Source organism: Aquibium microcysteis (genome assembly GCF_014495845.1).
Classification (GTDB): Bacteria; Pseudomonadota; Alphaproteobacteria; order Rhizobiales; family Rhizobiaceae; genus Aquibium; species Aquibium microcysteis.
On record NZ_CP061080.1, the window covers coordinates 2,676,972 to 2,699,667 of the forward strand.

The following is a 22,696-nucleotide window of genomic DNA, read 5'->3' on the forward strand; positions in this document are numbered from 1 at the left end:
GAGTGAAGAAGACGCGCATTGCAATCGTCGGCCTCGGCATGGCGGTCACGCCGCATGCCAGGGGCCTCATGGATCTGTCGGGCGAGATCGATGTGGTCCACGCCTTCAGCCCGAGCGAGCATCGCCGCCGGACGTTTGCGGAACGCTTCCCGTTCCCGACCTGCGACAGCCTCGACACCATCCTGAACGACGAAAGCGTCGAGGCCGTCGCGGTCTTCACGCCCGCCAGCACCCATCGCGACATCGGGCTTGCCTGCGCCGCCGCCGGCAAGCACGTCCTGATGGAAAAGCCGCTCGACATCACCACCGCCCGCGCCGTCGAACTGGTGGAGGGATGCCGACGCGCCGGCGTCACCATGGGCGTGGTGCTCCAGCACCGCTTCCGCCCGGCGGGCATGAAGCTCGCGCAGATGCTGGCCGACGGCGAGCTCGGCCGCATCGTCGGCTGCTCCACGGCCATCCGGCTGTGGCGGCCGCAGACCTATTATGACGAGCCGGGCCGCGGCTCCTTCGCCCGCGACGGCGGCGGCGTCCTGATCTCGCAAGGCATCCACACGCTCGACCTGATGCTGTCGCTCGCCGGCCAGGTCGACATGGTCACCGGCTTCGCCACCACGACGCCGGTCCACCGCATGGAAACCGAGGACATGGTCTGCGCGGCGATGCGCTTCGACAACGGCGCCTTCGGCACCGTCGACGCCACCACCGCCGCCTATCCGGGCTTCCTCGAGGAGATCGTCGTCACGGGCGAGAAGGGCACGGCGCGGCTCGCCGGAACCGAACTCCTCGTACATCTGCAGGACGGTCGCAGGGTGGCGATCGAGGCGGACCGGAGCGCGGGCGGCACGGGGGCCGACCCGATGGCCTTCCCGCACGACTATCACCGCGCCGTCATGGCCGATTTCGCAGCCGCCATCCGCGAGGGGCGCCAGCCGAAGGTGACGGGCGAGGAAGCGCTCAAGGTCCATCGCCTGATCGACGCGCTGATCGAGACCGGCCGCACCGGCGCGCCCGCGAAGGTCGTGCGATGAGGCGCGGCCTGCGCTTCGCCGCGATCGGCCTCGACCACCGCCACATCTACCATCTGGTGGGCGAGAACGTCGCGGCGGGCGCCGAATGCGTCGGCTATTGCCCGCAGACCAGCGATCCGCGCGTGCTCGACGGTTTTCGCGAGCGCTTCCCGCATCTGAGGCCCGTCGAACGCGGGCGGCTTCTGGACGACCCGACGATCGACTTCGTCGTCTGCGCCGCCATCCCCGTCGACCGCGCCGCCATCGCGGTCGCGGCGATGCGCGCCGGCAAGGACGTGATGGTCGACAAGCCGGGCGCGGTGACCGATGCGCAGGTCACCGACATCGAGCGCGTCGCGCGGGAGACGGGGCGCATCTTCTCCATCTGCTTCTCCGAGCGCTTCGTCGTGCGGGCCTGCGAAGCGGCATCGCGCCTGGTGGCCGAGGGCGCCATCGGCCCCGTGGTGCAGACGACGGGTCTCGGACCGCACCGGCTCAACAGGGCGATCCGCCCGGACTGGTTCTTCCGGCCCGAAACCTTCGGCGGCATCCTCACCGACATCGCCTCGCACCAGATCGACCAGTTCCTGCATTTCACCGGCAATGCCGATGCCGGGATCGTGGCCAGCACCGTCGCCAACCACGCATTGCCGGAGGTGCCGGCCTTCGAGGATTTCGGCGAGATCCTGCTGCGCGCCGGCAACGCCTCCGGCTACATCCGCGTCGACTGGTACACGCCCGACGGCCTGCCGGCCTGGGGCGACGGGCGGCTGTTCCTGCTCGGCACCCGGGGAACGATCGAACTCCGGAAATATGTCGACGTCGACGGCCGTCCCGGCGCCGACCACCTCTTCCTCGTCGATGGCGCCGGCGCCCGTCACATCGACTGCTCGTCCGAACCGCTGACCTATTTCGCCCGGTTCCAGGCCGACCTCCGCGACCGCACCGCGACCGCGATGCCGCCGGGCCACGCGCTCGCCGTCACCCGCCTCGCCATCGCCGCGCAGACCACCGCACACCGGCTCGGCGGCAGGACCTGATACCGGCGACTCCGGGTTTCGAACGGGCGAGACGCCTCCGCCTCTGCCAGTGCCTGCCTCCGCCTCTGCCCCTGCCCCTGCCGTTCCGGGAGCACCTGCAACGTAGCAACGCCGTCATCCTCGGGCTTGTCCCCATACGCGCTAACATAGCTGCCGATGTGCAATTGCGCGCCGTCGTCGCGGTGGCTCGCGCAGTCGGTGGAGCAGACGGTCGATGGGGATCCGTCTGGTTGGTCCCTGCAGGACCGCCAGGGAGATGTTGGCGAGCGCCATGGCTGCGAGACGCCAGATCGGCAGGGCGGCCCGGTTCAGGCGGCCAGGGGGAGAGAGTCCGGCGCCTCGGGACCGAGGGCCGGCAGGTCGTCTTCGGTCAGCAGGGCGGCCAGAAGGGCGGTGTTGATCCACAGGCGCGCCAGGTTGGGATCTTTTGCGCGGAGGTCTTCCAGGCCCACCAGCGACTTCATCCGTTTGAACGCCAGCTCGACCTGCCATCGCAGCCGATAGGTCGAGGCGAGCCGTTCGGGCGGCCAGCCGTCCGACGGGAGCGACGTCAGCAGCACCAGACAACCGGCCATCTCGATGCCGGCCTCGCTGGGCTCGTACCCCGCCTTGGCGGCCAGACGGCGCGCCGCGCGCCTGGCCTTCGCCGCCGCCTCGGGCGGCAGGGGCAGGATCACCACCCGGGCGGCCACCTCGACCTTCGACTTGCGGTCCTGGACCCTCACCGGCCGATCGAGCACGCCCTTCTCGCCCGCCTCGCGGCACAGCGCCAGACGATCCAGCAGCCGACCCTCCCCATCCACCAGGCGCGGATGGGTCGAAGGGGCGCGAACCAGGAACGCGCCGCCAGCCTCGACCACCCGAGCCAGATCGTCCGCCCTGGCGTGGGCGCGATCGGCGATCCGCAATTCGCCGGCCTGGACGACGCCGCGCGACAACCGCTCGGCATCATGCCGATCGGTCACGTCCACCGAACACAGCCTGAGCCTCGAGAGGTCGAACACCGTATGCACCATCCAATAGGCCCGCTTGGGTCCGGGCGGCGCCACCACCGTGGCGTCGACCGCCATCATCCGCAGTCCGCCGCTCGAACCGGCCAGGGCTTCGGGGCAGCGCTCGGCGAGCAGGTCCGAGACCAGGTCGCCCACCCAGTCGGCACTGGCCTTCAGCCGCCTGAGCATCGCCACGTCGGACATCGACGCCAGGCCTCGCTGCTCGGCCCAGGCCGCCAGCGTGCGAAGCGAAAACCGCCCCAGCACATAGGCGAAACACAACCGCAACAGAATTGTGGCGCTGGACACCTGCCGCTTTCGAAGCAGCGCACCCGCCTCCCGCGCGCTCCTCGTCAACTCCTCCTCCGAGCCCAGTCGCGCGACCAGCTCGTCCCAATTCCATGCGTGCAGCGAATCATTCATGCGCCAAACGAATCACGCGGCGAATGCACCGTCAACGCTATGTTAGCGCGTATGGGGCTTGTCCCGAGGATCTGTCATGGCGGGCGATTGCACGCTTCTCGGCGTCGTACGGAAGCCACGGAAGCGCTTTGCCGGCAAAGGCTGGCAGATCCTCGGGACAAGCCCGAGGATGACGGCGGCGGGACGTGACGGGCAGGCGCCGCCTCCGCCTCAGCGCGATTTGCAATCGTCGCTCAGACGATCGCAAGCCGGTTCGCCGGCAGGGCTTGACACCAGCATCTCCGGGCTTCGACCGGGCGAGACACCTCCGCCTCCGCCTCTGCCGTTACGAGGGCACGTTCGAAACGGGGCGGGGCGTCATCCTCGGGCTTGTCCCGAGGATCTGCCAGCCGTTGCCAGAGGGGCTGTTCCGAGGCTCCCGCGCGATGTCGAGACGCGTAGGATCGCCGGCCATGGCAGACCCTCGGGACAGACGCGAGGATGACGGCGGCGGAGTTGCCACGGCGTTGGAATCCCCGCCAGGCCTCCGCCTCAGCGCGGTCGGCCGCCGCCCCCCTGCGTGGCGATCACCTCGTCCGTATTCGCAAGCAGGCGTCGGACGGCCTTGCGCGCTGCGTCCGGCCGCTGGAGCCGGATCGTTCGCTCGATCTCCTCGTGCAGGTCCTGCGCATGGCGGATGTCGTTGACCTCGCGCGTGACGAAGACGAACAGGCCTTCGAGCGCCGAATCGATCAGGGCGCCGAGCGGCAGCAGCAGCTCGTTGCCGGCCGCCCGCAGGATCGCCAGGTGGAAGCGCGTGTCGGCGGCGGTCCGCTCGCTCAGCGTCGGCGCCGTGCCCATCTCGCGGCAGGCCTTGCTGATCGCCTCCATCTGGTCCTCGCTCCGCCGCACGGCAGCGAGGGCGGCCGCTTCCGGCTCGATGATGTAGCGGAATTCCTGCACGGTCTTCAGGAAGGCGTGGCGTTCCGGCGAGGCCGCGTACCAGGTCAGCACCTCGCGGTCGAGCAGGTTCCAGCGCTCCCGCGGCTCCACCCAGCTGCCGATCTTGGGCCGCGAGGCGAGCAGGTTCTTCGCCATCAGCATCTTGATGGCCTCGCGCACCACCGACCGCCCCACGCCGAACATCTCGGACCATTCCGCCTCGTTGGGCAGGATCGAGCCGGGCGGATAGTCGCCGCGCACGATCCGCTGGCCGATCTCGTTGGCGACCGAAAAATGGACGAAGGTGCCGGCGATGCGCGGCGAGACCTGCCTCGTGACCATCGGCCGGGCGGCGGGCGGCGCGGCCTCGGGAACTGGCGTCCTGCCCGATCCGCCGTCCTTGGTCTTCCTGCCCGCCACGATGCCCGCCCTCAATGATCGCTTTCGCGATAGGCCCGGATGCGGTCGAACGCAACGGCGAGCACGATGAAACTGCCCACGAACGCGCCCTGCCAGAAGGTGCTGATGCCGAGCAGGATCAGGCTGTTGCGGATCACCTCGATCAGCGCCGCGCCCACGACCGAGCCGAACACGGTGCCGGCCCCGCCGAGCAGGTTTGCCCCGCCGATCACGGTCGCGGCGATGACGGAGAGCTCCATCGACTGGCCGAGATTGGTGGTGACGCCGCCGAGCCAGCCGGCCTCCAGCACACCGGCGATGCCGGCCATCAGCGCGGAGAACATGTAGACGCTGATCTTGACCCGCGTCACCGCGATCCCGGTCAGCACGGCCGCCCGCTCGTTGGCGCCGATGGCGAAGACATGCGTGCCCCAGCGGGTCCATTTGAGGATCAGTCCCGTCACCACGGCCAGGACGAAGAGAGCGATGACCGGATTGGCGATGCCGAAGCTCGCCCCGCCCCCGAGGAAGAACAGCAGCTTCTCGTCGGGGCCGAACTGGAAGATCATCTTGTTGTTGGACAGCACCATCGCCGCGCTGCGGGCGATCGACAGCATGCCGAGCGTCACCACGAAAGGCGGGATGCGCAGATAGGCGATCAGCACGCCGTTGACGAAGCCGACCAGAAGCGACGCCGCGAGCGCGAGCGCCGCGCCGACGGCCAGCGGATATCCCGCATTCATGGTGATCGCCAGCACCATGGCCGACAGGCACAGCACCGATCCGACCGACAGGTCGATGCCGCCGGAAATGATCACCACCGTCATGCCGAGCGCGACGATGGCCACGAAGGCGAAATTGCGCGTCACGTTGAACAGGTTCTGCGAGGTGGCGAAGGTGTCGGTAGCGAGCGCCAGCGACACGCAGGCGATCACCGCCGCCACGAACACCCAGAAGGCTTGCTGCGAGAGCAGTCGGCCGAGCGGCGAATGCGTTTCCCGCGCGATCGCACCGTCGATGCCGGCCGCGGCTGTCGTGTTCGTCGTCTCAGGCATGCTCGATCGCTCCGGTGATGAGACCGGTGATTTCCTCCGGCGACGTCGCCGCGGTCGGCTTGTCGGCCACCTTGGTGCCGCGCCGCATCACCACGATGCGGTCGGTGACGGCGAAGACGTCGGGCATGCGGTGGCTGATCAGGACGACGGCGATCCCCTGCCGCTTCAGTTCCCGGATCAGGTTCAGCACCTCGGCGACCTGGCGCACGGAGATCGCCGCGGTCGGCTCGTCCATCAGCACGATGTCGGCGTCGCTCAGCCGCGTGCGGGCGATGGCCACCGCCTGGCGCTGGCCGCCCGACATAGACTTCACCGTGTCGCGCGGCCGCGTCTCCGACTTCAGTTCCTTGAACAGCTCGGCCGCGCGCCGGTTCATCGCGCCGTAGTCGAGGATGCGGAACGGCCCGACCGACCGCGTCAGTTCGCGGCCGAGGAAGACGTTCACCGCCGCCGTCAGATTGTCGCACAATGCGAGGTCCTGGTAGACGATCTCGATGCCGTGCTGGCGCGCGTCCAGCGGCCCGTCGAAGACGATCGGCCGGTCCTTGATGAAGACCCTGCCATGGGTCGGCCGGAAGTTGCCGGCGATGATCTTCACCAGCGTCGACTTGCCCGCACCATTGTCCCCCATCAGGCCGAGGATCTCGCCCGGCTGCAGCGACAGCGACACGTCGTTGAGCGCGTGAATCGCGCCGAACTGCTTGGAGATTCCTTCCAGCCGCAGAGCCGTCATGCCCGTTCCTCCCGTCAGACGAGGTAGCGGATGCCGCCGTCATCCGTCAATAGTAGACAAATCCGATTTATCGTATTTATCAGACAAATGCTTGACAAGCCGCCCTGCCCTGTTCTGTATTGCGCGGCGGGAGGAAGCCGATGCTGGTTCTCGTGACTGGAGCGACGGGGAAGGTCGGCCGCGCATTGATCGCGCGGCTCGGCGCCATGGCGCCGGACGTCAAGGTCCGTGCCCTCTGCCACAACCGCGTGCTGCCCGAGACCGACACGCTGTCCGTCGTCAGGGGCAGCATCGCGGACCGGGAGATCTGCCGCGCCGCGCTCGACGGCGTGACGCACGTGGTTCACCTCGCCACCTGCAAGGAGACGCCGGACGACGTCATGGACGTCACCGTGAAGGGCCTGTTCTGGCTCCTCGAAGCCTTCCGGGAGAGCCCCGTGGCGCAGCGCTTCGTCCTGATCGGCGGCGACGCGGCCGTCGGCCACTTCTTCCACCGGCACCCGCAGCCGATCACCGAGGATGCACCGCACAGGGCCTATCCCGGCTGCTACGCGCTTTCCAAGGTTCTGGAAGAGGTGATGCTGGAGCAATTCGGCATCCAGTACGGCATCGACTGGTGCTGCCTGCGCGCGCCATGGATCATGGAGAAGGACGACTTCCGCTGCAGCCTGTCCTTCGGCGACGATCTCTTCGGCGGTCCCGACTGGAAAGAGATGGTCGGCCCAGAGGTCGCCCGCCGGAGCCGCGAGACCGGCGCCGTGCCGCTGCTTCTCGAGGAGGACGGCACGCCGCTGCGCCGCAACTTCGTCCATGTCGACGATCTGGTCGAGGCGATCCTGCTCGCCCTCACCGCGAAGGCGGCGCGCCAGCGCCTCTACAACATCTGCATGGACGAGCCGGTCGACTACGCCAAGGTCGCCGCCCATCTGGCGCGGACGCGGGGCCTGCCCGCGACCCCGGTGCGCGGCCCCTATGTCGGCAACTGGATGGACAACAGCCGGGCCAAGGCCGAGCTCGGCTGGCGCCCGGCCTACGACCTGGCGCGACTGATCGATTCCGCCTGGGACTATGCCCGCCCGCCCGAGGAACCGCGGCGGGTCTGGTACCCCGGCTGAAGCCGCGCCGGCAGCGCCGGCACGGATGAACCGAAGACGACTGCACAGACCAAGGGAGGACCAAACATCATGAAGATCACCACACTGCTTCTCGCCGGCGCGGCCACGCTTGCCTTCGCAAGCGCCGCGCTCGCCCAGGACAAGACCCTCGCCATCGTCGTAAAGGGGCTCGACAACCCCTTCTTCGAACAGGTCAACCTCGGCTGCCAGAAATGGAACGCCGAGAACAAGGGCTCCGAGTACAAGTGCCTCTACACCGGCCCCGCCTCGAGCGCCGACGAAGCCGGCCAGATCCAGGTCGTCGACGACCTCCTGACGCGGCCGGACGTCGCGGCGATCGCCATCTCGCCCTCCAACGCCCCGCTGATGGCGCGCCTGCTGCGCGACCGCGCGCCCAAGATCCCCGTCATGACCATCGACGCCGACCTCGGCGCCGACGACGCGGCCCTGCGCAAGACCTATCTCGGCACCGACAACTATCTGATGGGCGTCAAGTTCGCCGAGCACCTGAAGGCGCTCAAGCCGGATGGCGGCACCGTCTGCCTGCAGCTCGGCAACGTCGCGGCCGACAACATCAACCAGCGCGCCGCCGGCACGCGCGACACGCTGGGCGGCGAAAAGGGCATCGAGCGGCTGGCCGGCCAGGGCGGCTGGACCGAGATCGCCGGCTGTCCGGTCTTCACCAACGACCAGGCCGACCTCGCCAACCAGCAGATGGCGGACACCTTCACCGCCAATCCCGACCTGACCGCCTTCATGCTGATCGGCGGCTGGGCCCAGTTCGCCCCGCAGGCCTATGTCCAGGTCACCGACCAGGTCATGGACAAGCTGAAGTCCAAGACGCTCGCCATCGTCGCCGGCGACACGCTGCCGCCGCAGATGGAAGCGCTGAAGGCCGGCCGCAGCCACGTCCAGGTCGGCCAACGGCCGTTCGAGATGGGCTATCGGGCGCCGAGCGTGATGATCGACCTGATCGACGGCAAGCCGGTCGACCCGATCATCTACACCGGGCTCGACGAATGCACCCAGGACAACGCCGACAGCTGCATCGGCGGCTAGCCCACCAACCGGCCCGGCTTCGGCCGGGCCCCTTCCCTGTCCCGTCGAGCCCCGGCCGCCCATGTGCCCGGGACGGGACGTCACGTGTTCCAGTCAACGCAAGGAGAGAACGATGAGACTCCACACCACGGCCCTGGCGCTGTCGCTTGCGGCGGCGCTCGCCGCCACGACGGCGGTCGCTGAGGAGAAGAAGTCGATGGCCTTCGTGGTCAACGGCGCGTCCGATTTCTGGAAGCTCGCCGAGGCGGGCGTGAAGAAGGCGCAGGCCGAACTGCCCGGCTACGATCTGCAGTTCAAATATCCCGAGCAGGCCGCCGCCGCCGTGCAGCAGCGCCTGATGGACGACCTCGTCGCCGCCGGCGTCTCGGCCATCATGGTCAGCGCCGTCGACCCGAAATCCTCCACCGACGCGCTCAACCGCATCGGCGGCCAGGTGCCGCTGTTCACCACCGATTCCGACGCGCCCGACACCAACCGCATCGCCTATATCGGCTCGTCCAACGGCGATGCCGGCCGGCAGGCCGGCGAGATCGCACTGAAGGCCCTGCCCGACGGCGGCAAGTGCATCGGCTTCGTCGGCCTTCCCGGCGCCGACAACGCGCGCGAGCGCATCGAGGGCATGAAGGCGGCCATCGCCGGCTCGAAGGTGGAGCTCGTCGACGTGCGCGGCGACGACATCGACATGACGCGGGCCAAGCGCAACGTCGAGGACGCGCTCGCCGCCAATCCCGACATCGACTGCATGGTCGGTTTCTACTCCTACAACCCGCCGCGCATCTACGAGGTGCTGAAGGAATCCGGCAAGCTCGGCGCGGTCACCGTGATCGCCTTCGACGAGGATCCGATCACGCTCGGCGGCGTCCGCGAGGGCTCAATCGCCGGAACGGTCGTCCAGCAGCCCTACGAATGGGGATACCAGGGCATGAAGCTGATGGCGAAGTTCCTGGAGGGCGACAAATCCGGCATTCCCGCCGACGGTCTGGTCATCGTCCCGACGAAGATCATCGACAAGGGCAATGTCGACGCGTTCGAGGCCGAGCTGAAGTCCAGGATCAGCGGCTGACGGTCTCGAGCCGGCAGGCCGGCCTGCACGTACCTCCCGCCGGCCTGCCTGGCACCCGACCGACACCGAGCCAGCCACGCGCGCACGCCATGCCGACACCCCTTCTCGCGATGACGGGCATCTCCCGGACCTATCCCGGCGTCCGGGCGCTCGACGACGTCAGCCTGTCCGTCATGCCGGGCGAGGTCCTCGGCATCGTCGGCGAGAACGGCGCCGGCAAGTCGACCTTGATGAAGATCCTCGGCGGCGTCATCGCCCCGAGCGCCGGAACCATCACCATCGACGGCGAGGACCTGCCCGCCCTGACGGTCGCGCGATCGATGGCGGCGGGGATCGCCTTCGTCCACCAGGAACTCAACCTCTTCGACAATCTCGGCGTCGCCGCCAACGTCTTCATCGGCCGCGAACCCTTGAGGGCAGGCCCGCTGCGCCTCGTCGACGAACGGGAGCTCGAGCGCCGCACGGCGCCGCTGCTCGGCCAGCTCGGGGCCGATTTCGATGCCGCCGCGCCGGTCGCACGTCTGTCGCTGGCACAGCGCCAGATCGTCGAGATCGCCAAGGCGCTGTCGCTGAAGGCCCGTCTCGTCATCATGGACGAGCCGACCTCGAGCCTGACGTCGACCGAGACCGAGCGGCTGCTCGCCGTGATCGCCCGCCTGAAGGCCGACGGCGTCGCCGTCATCCTCATCACCCACCGCCTTGCCGAGATCGAGCATGCTGCAGACCGGGTCGTCGTGCTCCGCGACGGCCGGTGCGTCGCCGAACTGCCGCAGGCGCAGATCGCCGCGCCGGCCATGATACGCCACATGATCGGCCGCGGCCTCGACGCTGTCTACCGGTCGCCCGCCGCCCCGCCGGGCGCGCCGGTGCTGGAGTTCGAAGCCGTCCGCACCGCCTACAGGCCCGATCAGACGGTGAACCTCGCGGTCCGCCGCGGCGAGATCCTCGGCCTCGCCGGACTCGTCGGCTCCGGCCGCACCGAACTCGCCTGCGCCGCCTTCGGGCTGCAGCCGCCGCTCTCCGGCACGGTCCGCATCGACGGCCGGCCGCTCCCGCCCGCCTCCCCCAGGAGCGCCATCGCCGCCGGCCTCTACCTCGTCCCCGAGGACCGCAAGCGCTGCGGCCTCGTCCTCGACTTCCCGATCCGCGCCAACGTCACGCTCGCCAACCTCCGCGCCTATGCCCGCCGCGGCCTCGTCAACCGCGCCGCCGAGGATCGGGAGGCCGTCGCGCAATGCGCGCGCCTCGACATCCGGACACCCGGCATTGCCGTCCGGGCGGGGTCGCTGTCCGGCGGCAACCAGCAGAAGGTCGTGCTCGCCAGATGGCTGTCGATGCGTCCGGTCGTCCTGATCTTCGACGAGCCGACGCGGGGCATCGACGTCGGCGCCAAGAGCGAGATCTACCGGCTGATGCGGCAGCTCTCCGACGAGGGCGTCGGCATCCTGATGATCTCGTCCGACATGGAGGAGATCATCGGCGTCAGCGACCGCGTCGCCGTGATGCACGAGGGCCGCATCGCCGGCCTTCTCGAACGGGACGGCCTGAGCGAGGCGGCCATCCTGTCGCTCGCCGTCGGCCGCCTCGCCGCGCAGGACCACTGAGAGGAAGCGAAGGAATGCCCGCTTCCGCGCCGCTCGAGCCAGACATCTCGAGGATTTCAGGGGGCATTCTTCCGCATCCTCGATTGATTCACACGCTCTGAGGAGACCGCCGCCCATGATCAGCCGCAAGGACCTCGGCCTCCTCGCCCTCATCCTCGTCGTCGGCGCCGTCGTCGCGACCATCAACCCGCGCTTCCTGTCGCCGATCAACCTCGCCAACACCGCCAACCTGATCGGCCTCTTCGGCATCTTCGCGGTGGCGCAGGCCTTCGTGATCATCTCCGGCGGCATCGAATTGTCGGTCGGCTCGATCATCGCGCTGCTCGGCGTGATCTTCGTCGACCTCGTCGCCGGCGGCGCCATCCCCCCCGGCATGGCCGCGATCCTCGTGCTCGCGCTCGGCTGCCTGATGGGGCTCGCGCACGGCCTGCTGATCACGAAGATGGGTCTCCAGCCCTTCGTGGTCACGCTCTGCGGCCTGCTGATCTACCGCGGCGCCGCCCGCTACTACACCGAGGACGCAACCGCCGGCTTTCCCTTCGGCGCCTCGTTCCCGCTGCTCGAATGGCTGACGACCGGCCGCTTCTTCGGCGTGCCGCACAGCCTCATCGCCTTCCTCGCCATCACGATCGTCATGGGCGTCGTCCTCCACCGCTCGGTCTACGGCCGCCATCTCTTCGCCGTCGGCAGGAACGAGGAGGCCGCACGCTACAGCGGCATCGACGCCGACCGCATCGTCATCGCCGCCTACGTCATCTGCTGCGGCCTGACCGCCGTCTCCGCCATCTTCGTCGCCATGTACACCCGCTCGATCTCCCCATCCTCGCACGGCAGCTTCTACGAACTCTACGCCATCGCCGCCGCCGTCCTCGGCGGCTGCTCGCTGCGCGGCGGCGAAGGCTCCATCCTCGGCGTCGTGCTCGGCACCGTCCTGCTCCAGATCCTCCAGAACCTCGTCAACCTGCTGGGCATCCCGAGTTCCCTCAACTTCGCGGTGATGGGCTCGGTGATCCTGCTCGGGGTCATTGCGGACAGGGAGTTTGGAAGGCGGAGCGCGGGGCGGGGGTGATGGGGAGGTTTGGTTGGTACCACGATCGCGGCAGGTGGCGCTCTGCGGCTCGCCGCTCGGTGAGCTCTTTTTGGTTTTCGAGGGGGAACTCGCGCTTGGAGGCCCACCACGTCAGGCGAAGAGGCGGGCGACCTCGACCATCGGGATGAAAAGACGACGGCCGGCGTTGTCCAGGGGAAGGAAGTCATAGGCGCGGTAGAAGGCGGCGGCGGCTTCGTCCTTCGCGTCGACCAGGATAGCGAATGTGGCGATCTCGCTGCGCAGCACTCGCGCGAATGCATCCAGAAGCATGTGCTCGCCCAGTCGGCGTCCCCGATGGCGCCGGTCGACGGCGAGGCGCCCCAGCAACGTCGCCGGTACGGTGGGATAGCGCGGCAAGCGCTTGGCCAGCGTTGCCGGAAGGTCGGACAGCGCGATCGATGTCGCGGCGAGTGTCGAGAACGCGAGAGGCACGCGATCATCCTCGACGAGGACGAAACAGGAGGCGACGCGTCGGCGAACGTCCTGACCGGCTTGGGTGCGGAAATATCGGTCGAGCACGTCCACGCCGGATTCGAAGCCGGCGCGATCGTGGGAGTCGTCGAGTGGCTCGACTAACAAGAGCTAACGAGCGTTCGGATCATGCGCCGCAACCGACGCCACATAGCGTCGCGCGGCCGCGGCAAGTCGCGGGCCTGGTTCTCGCGGGTTCAGAAGAGCCTCGGCAAAAGCGCGGCTTTCATCAACCGCCAACCTGACCGACTGCAGGTCCTCAAGGGTGCGCACGGCGGCCTCGTGCACGCTCGCGATGACGAAGTCCGTGAGCGTTCGGCCCTGCAACTCGGCGGCACGGAGGAACAGTTCCTTCTGATCGGAGGACACGCGCGCCTCCAGTCGCTCGCTCCGGGCCGCGACCCGCCTTTTGCCCGCCGCACGTTTCATGGGCTATTGCCTTGATGATTGCCTGGAGGAGATTGTACGGCTTACAGCCGGACGCTTCAAGGAGGCCCGCGCTCGTTTGCGCACTGGCGATCATGCGATGTCGCGACGGCTTCCTTACTCCCGCCGGGCAGCGTCACAGACTATTGGGCAACGCCGCGATCACCGCCCGCAGCTTTGCGTTGGGCCTGGGCGGATTCTCCAGGAGTTCGAGCACGCGCGCATGGTCGCGCGTCGTCAGGCGGACGATGTCGGCCGCCTCGATCACGGCTTCGGCTTCACGCAAGGCGCTCTGTGTGACGAAGCTGGTCAGATCGGTGTTGCGCAGCGCAGCGGCGCGCGCGAGCTTGGCCTTCGTCTCCGGGGAGACCCTCAGGGTCAAGCGCTTGTTGGCATTCTCGGCGGCTCTGGGCATTTCCGTCTTCCCCGGAAGTCGTACATGCTCAAGTTGTACGCGCGCCCTATCGGGTTTCCAAGGTCGTGCATCTCGATATGATGGACGAGTGCCAGACCGACGTTGCTCAATGCTACGTTGCGCGGCCTCCCCGGAAGAGGACGGCCGGGTCCCGATACGACGACGACCCGCGGGGCGGCAATCAAGGTGAGAGCGAGGACTTGGCCCGCCAGCTCCGTTGCCAGCCCCGCCCTCACCCCGCCCCTTCCCCCGCCATCGCCCGCCACAGCGGTTCCATCGCCTCCGTCCACCGGCTCCAGATCGCATACCGCCGGTCGTAATGCGCCCGCATCGCCGGGTCGGGCACGTAGGTCCGGGCCGGACGCGTCATTGCCGCCACCGCGGCGGCTTCGTCGGGGTACAGCCCGGCCCCGATCGCGGCGGCGATGGCGGCGCCCAGCGCGCCGGTTTCGCGCGCTTCGGCGACGGTGACCGCGACGCCGAGGCCGTCGGCGAACATCTGGGGCCAGTGCGGCGAGCGGGAGCCGCCGCCGGAGAGCGCGGCGGTGGCGAAGGTGACGCCGGCTTCAGCCAGCACCGCGACATGCCGCCGGTGCTCGAACATCACGCCTTCGAAGATCGCCCGCAGCAGGTGCCCCTCGCCGTGCCAGCCGGCCAGGCCGAGGAAGCCGCCGCGCTGGTGGGCGCCCTGTCGTCCGCCATAGAGGAACGGATGGAACAGCGGATCGTCGGGCGCGGGCTCGACCGCCCCGACGGCGCGGTTGACGAAATCGAACGGATCGTCGTGGTGGCCGCCGCGTTCCACCAGCGTGCGCACGTACCATTCGAGGTTCGCCGCCGAGGTGGCGCTGTTTTCCATGTTGAGGAAGCGCCCGGGGCGCCACGCCGCCACCATGAACACCCGCTCGTCGCGCACCGGGGCGTCCGAGAACACCTGGTTGATCGACCAGCTGCCGGCGACGATCGAGGCGGCCCCCGCGCCAACCGCACCCGATCCGAGCGCGGAGGCGACGACGTCGAAATAGCCCGCCACCACCGGCGTGCCTGCCGCGAGCCCGGTCGCCGCGGCCGCCTCGGGCGTGACGGCGCCGACGACGCTCGATGGCTGGTGCAGCGGCGGCAGCAGGGCCTTTCCATCCGCGATGCCGTAGAGCGAGAGCAGCGCGTCGTCATAGGCGGCTTCCGGCAGCCGCAGCAGGCCGGCGCCCGACATGTCGGAGATCTCGCTGACGCGCTCGCCCGTCAGGTGAAAGGTCACCACGTCCTTGGCGAACAGCAGCGTGCCCGCCTTCGCGTAGAGGTCCGGCCTGTGCCGCTTCAGCCAGGCGAGAAGAACCGGCGTCTGCGACGGCCACGGCCGCTGCAGCGCGATGGCGTGAAGTGCTGCCCCCGCCGCGCGGTCGAGCTCCGCCGCAAGCCCGGCGGCGCGCGTGTCGAGCGACTGGATGCCGATCAGGGCCTGGCCGTCGCGGTCGAGCAGGTAGAGGCCGTTGCCGTGCCCGGCGGTCCCGATCGCCGCGATGGCGCGCGGGTCGATGCCGGCCGAAGCGATGCAGCCGGCAATCGCCGCCCTGGCGTTCTGCCAGAGTTCGGGCACCGACCGCTCGACCATGCCGGGCGCCGGCTTGTGTGTCTTCCCGTCGATGGCATGCTGGGCGATCTGCCGGCCGGCCGCGTCGAACAGCACCGCCTTGATGACCGTGTTGCCGGCGTCGAGCCCCAGCAGGTAGCTCTGCCCCTCAGCCACGCGCGTAGACCTCGAGGGCGCCCTCGCCGTCCGCTCCCTGGTGGATGATCGCCATCAGCGCGGCCACCACCGCCTTCGGATTGGCGTGCTGGTAGACGTTGCGGCCATAGACCATGCCCTTCGCGCCCTGCCGCATCAGCACGGCCGATTTCGCCAGCACCGCCTTCAGCTCCTCCCTGCCGCCGCCGCGCACCAGCACGGGCACGCGCGCCGCCTCCACCACCTTGTGGAAATCCTCCGGGTCGTCGGTCGGATCGGCCTTGATGATGTCGGCGCCCATCTCGGCGGCGAGCCGCACCAGCGTGACGATCTTCTTCGTGTCGCCGTCGACCTGATACCCGCCGCGCACGGCGTTCGGCAGCATCACCAGCGGCTCGATCATCAGCGGCATGCCGTAGCGGTGGCAGTCGGCGCGCACGCGGGCGATGTTTTCCACGCATTGGCGGAACAGCTCCGGCTCGTCGGGCAGCATGAACAGGTTCACCACCACGCAGGCCGCATCCATCTCCAGCGCGCCGACGAGCGGCTCGTCCTGGTTCTGCAGCATCGACCACATCACGCGGTGGCGCTCGGCATTGTAGGGGTTGCCCATGTCGATGCGCATCACCAGCGCCGGCTTGTCCTTCTCCGGCCGGCCCTGCAGCAGGTCGGCCTGGCCGTAGGCCATCTGGATCGCGTCGGGCCTTGCGCGCACCAGCGTGTCGACCACGCCCGGCATGTCCTCCAGACCCGCCAGGAAGCCCGGCTCGTTGCAGACGCCGTGGTCGACGGCGACGTCGAGGCAGCCGCCATTCGTGAACAGCCGGTTCATCCGCGCCTTGGTGCTCAGTTTCATCCCTGTCTCCCGTCCTCGTCTCGTCGTTGAAGCATCTCGCGCGAGACGCCGTGATAATCCGCGAGGTCGCGGACGAAATCGTCGATCTCGCCTGCCCGGCGTTGGTCGTCCCAGCCGAGCTCCCCTGCCATGGCCGCGGCGGCGGCCGCGATGATCGCCATCGACACGTCGCCGCGGATCGAAAGCGGCGTGCGCCGCAACAGCATGTCCTCCAGCCGCACCGCCCATTCGCTGCGCGTCAGGAAGACGATCTCGGCCGCCGTGATGACGCCGCCCGCAGCCAGCGGTACATCGTCGCTGCGGGCGAGGCAGAAGTCGAGCACGTCGCGGGCGCGCGTGCCGTAGGCGTCGGCGAGCCAGGCGGCGCGCTGCCAGGCGATGCCGCGGCCGGCCAGCTCGGCCACGAGATCGGCGGGGTTCTTCGGGAACCCGGCTCCGCCGCCGATCGGCAGCCCGATCGTGTCGGTGAGCCGGGGGCGGCCGAGTTCGGCCAGCACCACGTCGGCGGTCTGTTCGGCGAAGGCGCGGAACGTCGTCCACTTGCCGCCGATCATGCAGAACTGCGGGATCAGGCCGCCCATCGGCCGGACGGAATGGCCGCGCGAGATGCGTCCCGTGAACGCCTGGTCGCTGCGGGGCAAGGGCCGGATGCCGCTGTAGCTGTAGACGACGTCGTCGGCCGAGACCGCGACGCCCGGAAACACCTCCCGCACCGCCTCCAGGATATAGTCCCGCTCCTCCGGCTCGCAGCGCACCCGGTCGGCCCTGTCCACCCTGATGTCGGTCGATCCGGCCAGCACCTTGCCCAGATAGGGAAACAGGATGCACACCCGGCCGTCGTCGTTCTCGAAGAAGATCATGTGGCCGTGCAGCGCCTGGTGCAGCGCCGGGCAGTCGAGGATCAGGTGCGATCCCTTGGTCCCCGAGATGAAGGGCTCCGCCGCCTCCCCCTGGTCCGAGAGGCTCGCCAGCGCCTCGTCGAGCCACGCGCCGGTGGCGTTGACGATCACGCGTGCCGTCACCGGCAGGACGGCGCCCGTCGGCCGGTCGGTGACGGTGAAGCCGTCGCCCGAGCGCGCGATCTCGGCATGGTTCAGCGCCAGGCTTCCGGGCGCCAGCCGCGCGGTGTCGAGCACCAGTTCCACGCCCAGCCGCTCGGGATAGCTGATCCAGGCGTCGTGGTAGGTGGCCGAAAACCGCAGCCGCGGCGACAGCGCCGGCCACAGCCGCATCGTCTCGGCCGCTTTGCGGAAACGGTGCTTCGGCATCAGGCGGCGGTGCCTGGTCGTCCAGTCGTAGAGCATCAGCCCGATCTTGATCGGCAGCGCGCCGCGGCTCGCCGGCCGGCTCGACAGGCCGAGGAACCCGGCGGCCCCGTTCATCAGCCCGGAGAAGATCCGGCCGATCGGGATCGTCGTCGGCAGCGGCCGCACCATGTGCGGCGCGTTGACGAGCAGCGCGTCGCGCTCGCGCAGCGATTCCCAGACGAGGTCGAACTCGCCGTTCTCGAGGTAGCGCAGCCCGCCATGGATCATCCGCGAGGGTGCCGCGCTGCAGCCCGAGCAGAAGTCGTTGCGCTCGACCAGCAGCACCCTGAGCCCCTGCAGCGAAAGCTCCCGGTAGACGCCGATGCCGTTGATGCCGCCGCCCACGACGACGACGTCGAAGGCGCCGTCGCGGCGCAGCTGGTCCAGAGTGTCGTCTCTGTTTCGGGGCATGGCGTGTCGTTCGCCGTCGCGAGACGGCGCTTGTCCTTCCGGGTTGTGGTCGTGCGGTCAGGCGTCGAGGTCGATCAGATGGCGCGTGGCTGCCTCGCTTATCGTCGTGATGTCCGTGTCAGACAGGCGGATACGCCCGGCCCGGGCGTTCTCGCGCGCCTGGTCGGGGTTGCGCGCGCCGCAGAGCGAGAATGTGATCCCGGGCTGCCGGATCGTCCAGGCGATGACGATCTGGGCGGGCGTCGCGTCATGCACGGCGGCGATCGGGGCGATTTCGGCCATCAGCCGCGCCACCTTCTCGCGGTTGGCGATCGAGAATCGCGGATTGTCCCGGCGCAGGTCGTCGCCGGAGAACACCCGCTCCGGCCCGATGCGTCCCGACAGCAGGCCGAGCGCCAGCGACGAATAGGACAGCACCGAGATGCCCTCGCGCAGGCAGACCGGCAGCAGCGTCCGCTCGATGCCGCGCTTCACCATGCTGTATTCCTCCTGGATGGCATCCAGGCCGCCCGCCGCGACATAGGCCTCGAGCTCGGCCACCGAGAGATTGCTCGCGCCGATCGCCCGGATCTTGCCCTGCCGCTTCAGGTCCTGCAGCGCCGCCACCGTCTCTTCCACAGGCGTCGTCGGGTCCTGCCAATGCGTGATGTAGAGGTCGATGTGGTCGGTGCCGAGCCGCCGCAGGCTCTGTTCCACCTCGTGGACGATCGACTCGCGCCCGAGGTGGCGATGCACCGGCCGGCCGTCATAGTCGAAGAAGTGGTTGCCCTTCCGCGTATGCCACACGAGCCCGCATTTGGTGGCCAGCACCACCGCCTCACGCCGGCCGCGGATCGCCTTTCCGACGATCTCCTCCGCGACCCCCTGCCCGTAGGCCGGCGCGGTGTCGATCAGGCTCACGCCCTCGTCGATCGAGGCCTGGATGGCGGCGACCGAGGCGGCCTCGTCGGTCCCGCCCCACATCCAGCCGCCGATGGCCCAGGTGCCGAGCCCGATCGCCGAGGCCGTGATGCCCGACCGGCCGATCTCCCGTGTGATCATCTCATGCGACATTCTGCAGGGGCTCCAGGGTTTCGAGCACGGAGGCGGCGGTCTCCTCGTCCACGACAAGGGTGTCGAGGAAGCGGCCGTTGAGGGCGGCGCGGATCGGCAGGACCTTCGCCGGCCCCGCCGCGACGCCGATCCGGCGCGGGCAGGCCGCCAGTTCGGCCGGTTCGAGCGCCACGAGGCGCGAATTGAACGGATGGTCGGCCACCGTCCCGTCCTCGCGGATCAGATGCGCCAGGAATTCGCCGCGCACGCCGCTGCGGATCAGGTTCTCCCGGTCGAGGTCGGGCAGCGGATGCAGGTCGTAATAGCTCGAGCCCGGCGTGACGATCGAGCCGATGCCCACCAGCGCGATCGCGGCTTTGCGGGCGAGGTCGAACACCTCCCTGATCGAGGCCATCTCGATCAGCATGTCGCGCTGCTTTCGGCTCTCGGCGAACAGCGGCGCGTGCACCAGCATGGTGCGGCCGCCGAGGCGCTCGGCAAGTCGCGAGGCCAGATGGTTGACGTCGGTGTAGAACTTGCCCTGCACGCCGCCGGTCAGCGGCACCACGGTCACGTCGAAGGCGCGCTCGGGCTGCATGTTCTCCACCACCGCGCTCACTGCCCGACCGCCGGTGATCGCGATCACGTCGCCGTCGCGCAGCGTCTCCAGCACCTGGTTGGCCGCCGCCCGTCCCACCTGCTGCAGCGTCGTGTCCGGGCTCCCCGCGACGGCCGGCGTGACGATGCTCGACACGCCCCGGGCCGCGGTCAGCCGCCGCTCCAGCTCGACCAGCCGCTGGAACGGGCTCTCGATGGCGATCTTCACCATGCCGAGCTTGCGCCCTTGGGCGATCAGCCGGTTCACCTTCGAGGCCGACAGGTTCATCGCCTGGGCGATGTCCGACTGCTTCATGCCGTCCACGAAATGCAGCATCAGCACCGTGTAGATCTGCCGGATCGCTTCGAAATCGTCCTTGTTGTCCGCCATGTCAGCCGCGCCGCCTGTTGATGTAGTGGTCGATCGTCACCGCGGCGAGCAGGATCGAACCGCGGATGATGTCCTGCCAGTAGACCGAGACGTCGAGCAGCGCGAGCGAACTCGACACCACCGAAAGCAGGATCGTGCCGAGGATGGCACCGAGGATCGTCCCGGTGCCGCCCGACAGGCTCGCCCCGCCGATCACCGCGGCGGCGATGACGTTGAGCTCCATGCCGACGCCGAAGGTCGGCTGCGCCGAGCCGAAGCGCGCCATGTAGATGATGCCGGCGACGCCGCACAGCGCCGAGCACAGCGTCGTCGTCAGGAACACCACCTTCTTGGTGCGGATGCCCGAATAGGCGGCCGCCTTCTCGTTGCTGCCCGTATAGAATACCTTCCGGAACATCGTCGTGCGCCGCAGCAGGAAGTCGAACGCCACCACCACCACGACGAACAGGATGATCACCACCGGGATGACGCCGATCGAGCCCTGGCCGATGAACTTGAACTCCGGCGGCAGCGTGTAGAGGCCGATCGGCCGCCCTCCGGTGCCGAGAAGGCAAAGGCCCCGCGCGATCACCATCACAGCCAGCGACACGATGAAATGATGCAGCCCCACCCGGGTGACGAAGAAGCCCATGGTGGCGCCGATCGCCGTGCAGGCGGCGATCGCGATCGCCGATGCCACCCAGGGGTCGACGCCGTTGAGGAACAGCAGGCCGGCGATCACCATGGCCAGCGCCGTCACCGAGCCCACCGACAGGTCGATGCCGCCCGAGATCAGCAGGATGGTCATGCCGACGACGACGATGCCCTCCACCGCGAAGGCCATCGCCATGGCACGCATGTTGTTCCAGGTCAGGAAATAGGGCGAGGCGAACGACATCGCCACGAACAGCACGAGGATGATCAGGATCAGCCCCGTCTCGCGCATCCGCAGCAGGCGCCGCAGCGTTCCGGCCAGGCCGCCGGCCGAACCGCCGTCCTTTGCGGCGGGGGTCGTCGCCATGGTCATCGTTTCCTCCGCCTTCATGATTGAAGCCGCCGCCCGTCGCCGACGGAGGCGAGATACAGGATGCGGTCCTCCGTCATCGCCTCGCCCGTCACCTCCCCGGCGAGCCGCCCCTCCCGCACCACCAGCACCCGGTCGCAGACGCCGATCAGTTCGGGAAGCTCTGACGAGATCACGACGATCCCGACGCCGCTCCGCGCGAGGTCGCGCAGGATGCGGTGGATCTCGGCCTTGGCGCCGACGTCGACCCCCCGCGTCGGCTCGTCGAGGAAGATGACCTTCGGGTCGACCGACAGCATCTTGGCGATCGCCACCTTCTGCTGGTTGCCGCCCGACAGCGACGACAGCGCCTGGCCGACACGGCCGTATCGCAGGTTCAGCCGCGCGCCCAGCCGCTCGGCCTGCGCGGCCTCGGCCCGCTCGTCGATGATACCGGCGCGGCCCGCCACCTGTTCCAGCTTCAGCGCCGACACGTTCGCCGCGATCGACATGTCGAGGAACAGCCCGTCGCCCTTGCGGTCCTCCGACAGGTAGACCAGACCCGCCGCGATGCTGTCGGCATAATGCGCCAGCCGCAGCGGCCGGCCGTGCAGCCGGATTTCGCCCGTCACCTCCCCTTCGAGCCGGCAGATCCCCTTCACGATCTCGCTGCGCCCGGCCCCGATCAGGCCGGCGAGCCCCAGGATCTCGCCCCTGCGCAGCTGGAACGACACGTCGCTGAAGCGCCGCCGCTCCGTCAGGCCCCGCACGTCGAGGACGATCTCGTCCGACCGCTCCGCCTCTGCGAGCTTGGGCGGATACAGGCTGTCGATCACCCGGCCGACCATCGCGCTCACCACTTCGCCCGGCGTGGTGTCGGCGACGTCGAGCGTGGTGATGTACTGCCCGTCGCGCAGCACCGTCACGCGGTGGCAGTTGTCGAAGATCTCCACCATGCGATGCGAGATGTAGATGATCGAGATGCCCTGCGCGACGAGCTTGCGCATGATCTCGAACAGCACCTGCGCCTCGCGTTCCGTCAGCGCCGCCGTCGGCTCGTCGAGGATCAGCACGCGGCAGTCGAGCGTCAGCGCCTTGGCGATCTCGACCAGCTGCTGCTGCGAGATCGACAGCGTGCCGACCAGCGCGCTGGGATCGATGTCGCCGAGGCGATGCAGGATATCGGCGGCGCGCCGCTCCAGCGTCCGGTAGTCCATCAGCAGAGAACGGCTGGTGTTCGTCGCGGCCATGAAGATGTTTTCCGCCACCGTGACGTCCGGGCAGAGCGCGATCTCCTGGTGCACGAAGCCGATGCCGAGCCTCTGCGCCATGGCCGGAGAGGTGATCGTCACCGGCACGCCGTCGAGCCGGATCTCGCCGCCGTCAGGCTTCAGGATGCCGTCGACGATGTTCATCAGCGTCGACTTGCCGGCCCCGTTCTCGCCGGCCAGGGCGTGGATCTCGCCGCGCCTGAGTTCGAAGTCGACGCCGCGCAGCGCCCTGATCGGGCCGAACGCCTTGGTCAGGCCGGAGATCTTCAGGATCGGGTCGTCGCGATCGGCGCTCGCCATGCCGCTG

At 69.0% G+C, this 22,696-nt stretch carries 21 protein-coding genes; 7 read left to right on the forward strand and 14 right to left on the reverse strand.

All coding sequences use genetic code 11. From position 1 onward, the window contains the following. Positions 1-2: 2 nt before the first annotated feature. The gene (locus IAI54_RS12475) at positions 3-1,031 is read left to right on the forward strand and encodes a Gfo/Idh/MocA family protein (protein ID WP_187972638.1); all 1,029 of its coding nucleotides are present in this window, start codon (positions 3-5) and stop codon (positions 1,029-1,031) included. Beyond that, the gene (locus tag IAI54_RS12480; protein ID WP_187972639.1) at positions 1,028-2,050 is read left to right on the forward strand and encodes a Gfo/Idh/MocA family protein; all 1,023 of its coding nucleotides are present in this window, start codon (positions 1,028-1,030) and stop codon (positions 2,048-2,050) included. The genes IAI54_RS12475 and IAI54_RS12480 overlap by 4 nt, the downstream gene beginning before the upstream one ends. A gap of 308 nt (positions 2,051-2,358) precedes the next feature. Here the strand turns inward: IAI54_RS12480 and IAI54_RS12485 are convergent, their stop codons facing one another. From IAI54_RS12485 to IAI54_RS12500, 4 genes are all read right to left on the reverse strand, one after another. Then, positions 2,359-3,399 (reverse strand): IS4 family transposase, encoded by a 1,041-nt coding sequence (locus tag IAI54_RS12485; RefSeq protein ID WP_235679346.1) that lies wholly within the window; start codon positions 3,397-3,399, stop codon positions 2,359-2,361. Positions 3,400-3,996: 597 nt separating this feature from the next. Further along, entirely contained in the window at positions 3,997-4,728 is a 732-nt protein-coding gene (locus IAI54_RS12490; protein WP_187973142.1) for a FadR/GntR family transcriptional regulator, read from the reverse strand. A gap of 89 nt (positions 4,729-4,817) precedes the next feature. Then, positions 4,818-5,840 (reverse strand): ABC transporter permease, encoded by a 1,023-nt coding sequence (locus IAI54_RS12495; protein WP_187972641.1) that lies wholly within the window; start codon positions 5,838-5,840, stop codon positions 4,818-4,820. Beyond that, positions 5,833-6,573: an ATP-binding cassette domain-containing protein gene (locus IAI54_RS12500; protein WP_187972642.1), complete on the reverse strand. Its 741-nt coding sequence runs from the start codon at positions 6,571-6,573 to the stop codon at positions 5,833-5,835. Before IAI54_RS12500 ends, IAI54_RS12495 begins: the two co-directional genes overlap by 8 nt. A gap of 140 nt (positions 6,574-6,713) precedes the next feature. Between IAI54_RS12500 and IAI54_RS12505 the strand changes: the two genes are divergently transcribed. The 5 genes from IAI54_RS12505 to IAI54_RS12525 all read left to right on the forward strand — a co-directional run bounded on the left by IAI54_RS12505 (position 6,714) and on the right by IAI54_RS12525 (position 12,483). Further along, positions 6,714-7,688: an NAD-dependent epimerase/dehydratase family protein gene (locus tag IAI54_RS12505; protein WP_187972643.1), complete on the forward strand. Its 975-nt coding sequence runs from the start codon at positions 6,714-6,716 to the stop codon at positions 7,686-7,688. Between the two features lie 69 nt (positions 7,689-7,757). Continuing rightward, positions 7,758-8,747, forward strand: a complete 990-nt coding sequence (locus IAI54_RS12510) for a substrate-binding domain-containing protein (RefSeq protein WP_187972644.1) — start codon at positions 7,758-7,760, stop codon at positions 8,745-8,747. A gap of 112 nt (positions 8,748-8,859) precedes the next feature. Continuing rightward, positions 8,860-9,810, forward strand: coding sequence for a sugar-binding protein (locus IAI54_RS12515; RefSeq protein WP_187972645.1), 951 nt, complete (start codon positions 8,860-8,862; stop codon positions 9,808-9,810). Positions 9,811-9,899: 89 nt separating this feature from the next. Further along, positions 9,900-11,414: a sugar ABC transporter ATP-binding protein gene (locus IAI54_RS12520; protein ID WP_187972646.1), complete on the forward strand. Its 1,515-nt coding sequence runs from the start codon at positions 9,900-9,902 to the stop codon at positions 11,412-11,414. A 118-nt stretch (positions 11,415-11,532) separates the two neighbouring features. Beyond that, positions 11,533-12,483, forward strand: coding sequence for an ABC transporter permease (locus IAI54_RS12525; RefSeq protein ID WP_187973143.1), 951 nt, complete (start codon positions 11,533-11,535; stop codon positions 12,481-12,483). A gap of 111 nt (positions 12,484-12,594) precedes the next feature. Here IAI54_RS12525 and IAI54_RS12530 read toward each other — a convergent pair whose 3' ends face one another. From IAI54_RS12530 to IAI54_RS12575, 10 genes are all read right to left on the reverse strand, one after another. Continuing rightward, positions 12,595-13,029, reverse strand: coding sequence for a GNAT family N-acetyltransferase (locus tag IAI54_RS12530; protein WP_235679347.1), 435 nt, complete (start codon positions 13,027-13,029; stop codon positions 12,595-12,597). Positions 13,030-13,086: 57 nt separating this feature from the next. Then, entirely contained in the window at positions 13,087-13,404 is a 318-nt protein-coding gene (locus IAI54_RS12535; protein WP_187972648.1) for a type II toxin-antitoxin system TacA family antitoxin, read from the reverse strand. A 133-nt stretch (positions 13,405-13,537) separates the two neighbouring features. Further along, positions 13,538-13,816: a type II toxin-antitoxin system TacA family antitoxin gene (locus IAI54_RS12540; RefSeq protein ID WP_187972649.1), complete on the reverse strand. Its 279-nt coding sequence runs from the start codon at positions 13,814-13,816 to the stop codon at positions 13,538-13,540. 232 nt (positions 13,817-14,048) lie between these two features. Next, entirely contained in the window at positions 14,049-15,563 is a 1,515-nt protein-coding gene (locus tag IAI54_RS12545; RefSeq protein WP_187972650.1) for an FGGY-family carbohydrate kinase, read from the reverse strand. Beyond that, complete coding sequence (locus IAI54_RS12550; protein WP_187972651.1) at positions 15,556-16,398, reverse strand: class I fructose-bisphosphate aldolase; 843 nt, start codon at positions 16,396-16,398, stop codon at positions 15,556-15,558. The genes IAI54_RS12545 and IAI54_RS12550 overlap by 8 nt, the downstream gene beginning before the upstream one ends. After that, complete coding sequence (locus IAI54_RS12555; RefSeq protein ID WP_187972652.1) at positions 16,395-18,116, reverse strand: glycerol-3-phosphate dehydrogenase/oxidase; 1,722 nt, start codon at positions 18,114-18,116, stop codon at positions 16,395-16,397. Before IAI54_RS12555 ends, IAI54_RS12550 begins: the two co-directional genes overlap by 4 nt. A 57-nt stretch (positions 18,117-18,173) precedes the next feature. After that, positions 18,174-19,169 (reverse strand): aldo/keto reductase, encoded by a 996-nt coding sequence (locus IAI54_RS12560; protein ID WP_187972653.1) that lies wholly within the window; start codon positions 19,167-19,169, stop codon positions 18,174-18,176. Further along, positions 19,159-20,136: a sugar-binding transcriptional regulator gene (locus IAI54_RS12565; protein ID WP_187972654.1), complete on the reverse strand. Its 978-nt coding sequence runs from the start codon at positions 20,134-20,136 to the stop codon at positions 19,159-19,161. Before IAI54_RS12565 ends, IAI54_RS12560 begins: the two co-directional genes overlap by 11 nt. A gap of 1 nt (position 20,137) precedes the next feature. Beyond that, a complete protein-coding gene (locus IAI54_RS12570) occupies positions 20,138-21,142 on the reverse strand; it encodes an ABC transporter permease (protein ID WP_420838280.1) in 1,005 nt (334 codons plus the stop codon). Positions 21,143-21,156: 14 nt separating this feature from the next. Beyond that, complete coding sequence (locus IAI54_RS12575; protein WP_187972656.1) at positions 21,157-22,689, reverse strand: sugar ABC transporter ATP-binding protein; 1,533 nt, start codon at positions 22,687-22,689, stop codon at positions 21,157-21,159. Positions 22,690-22,696: the final 7 nt, after the last annotated feature.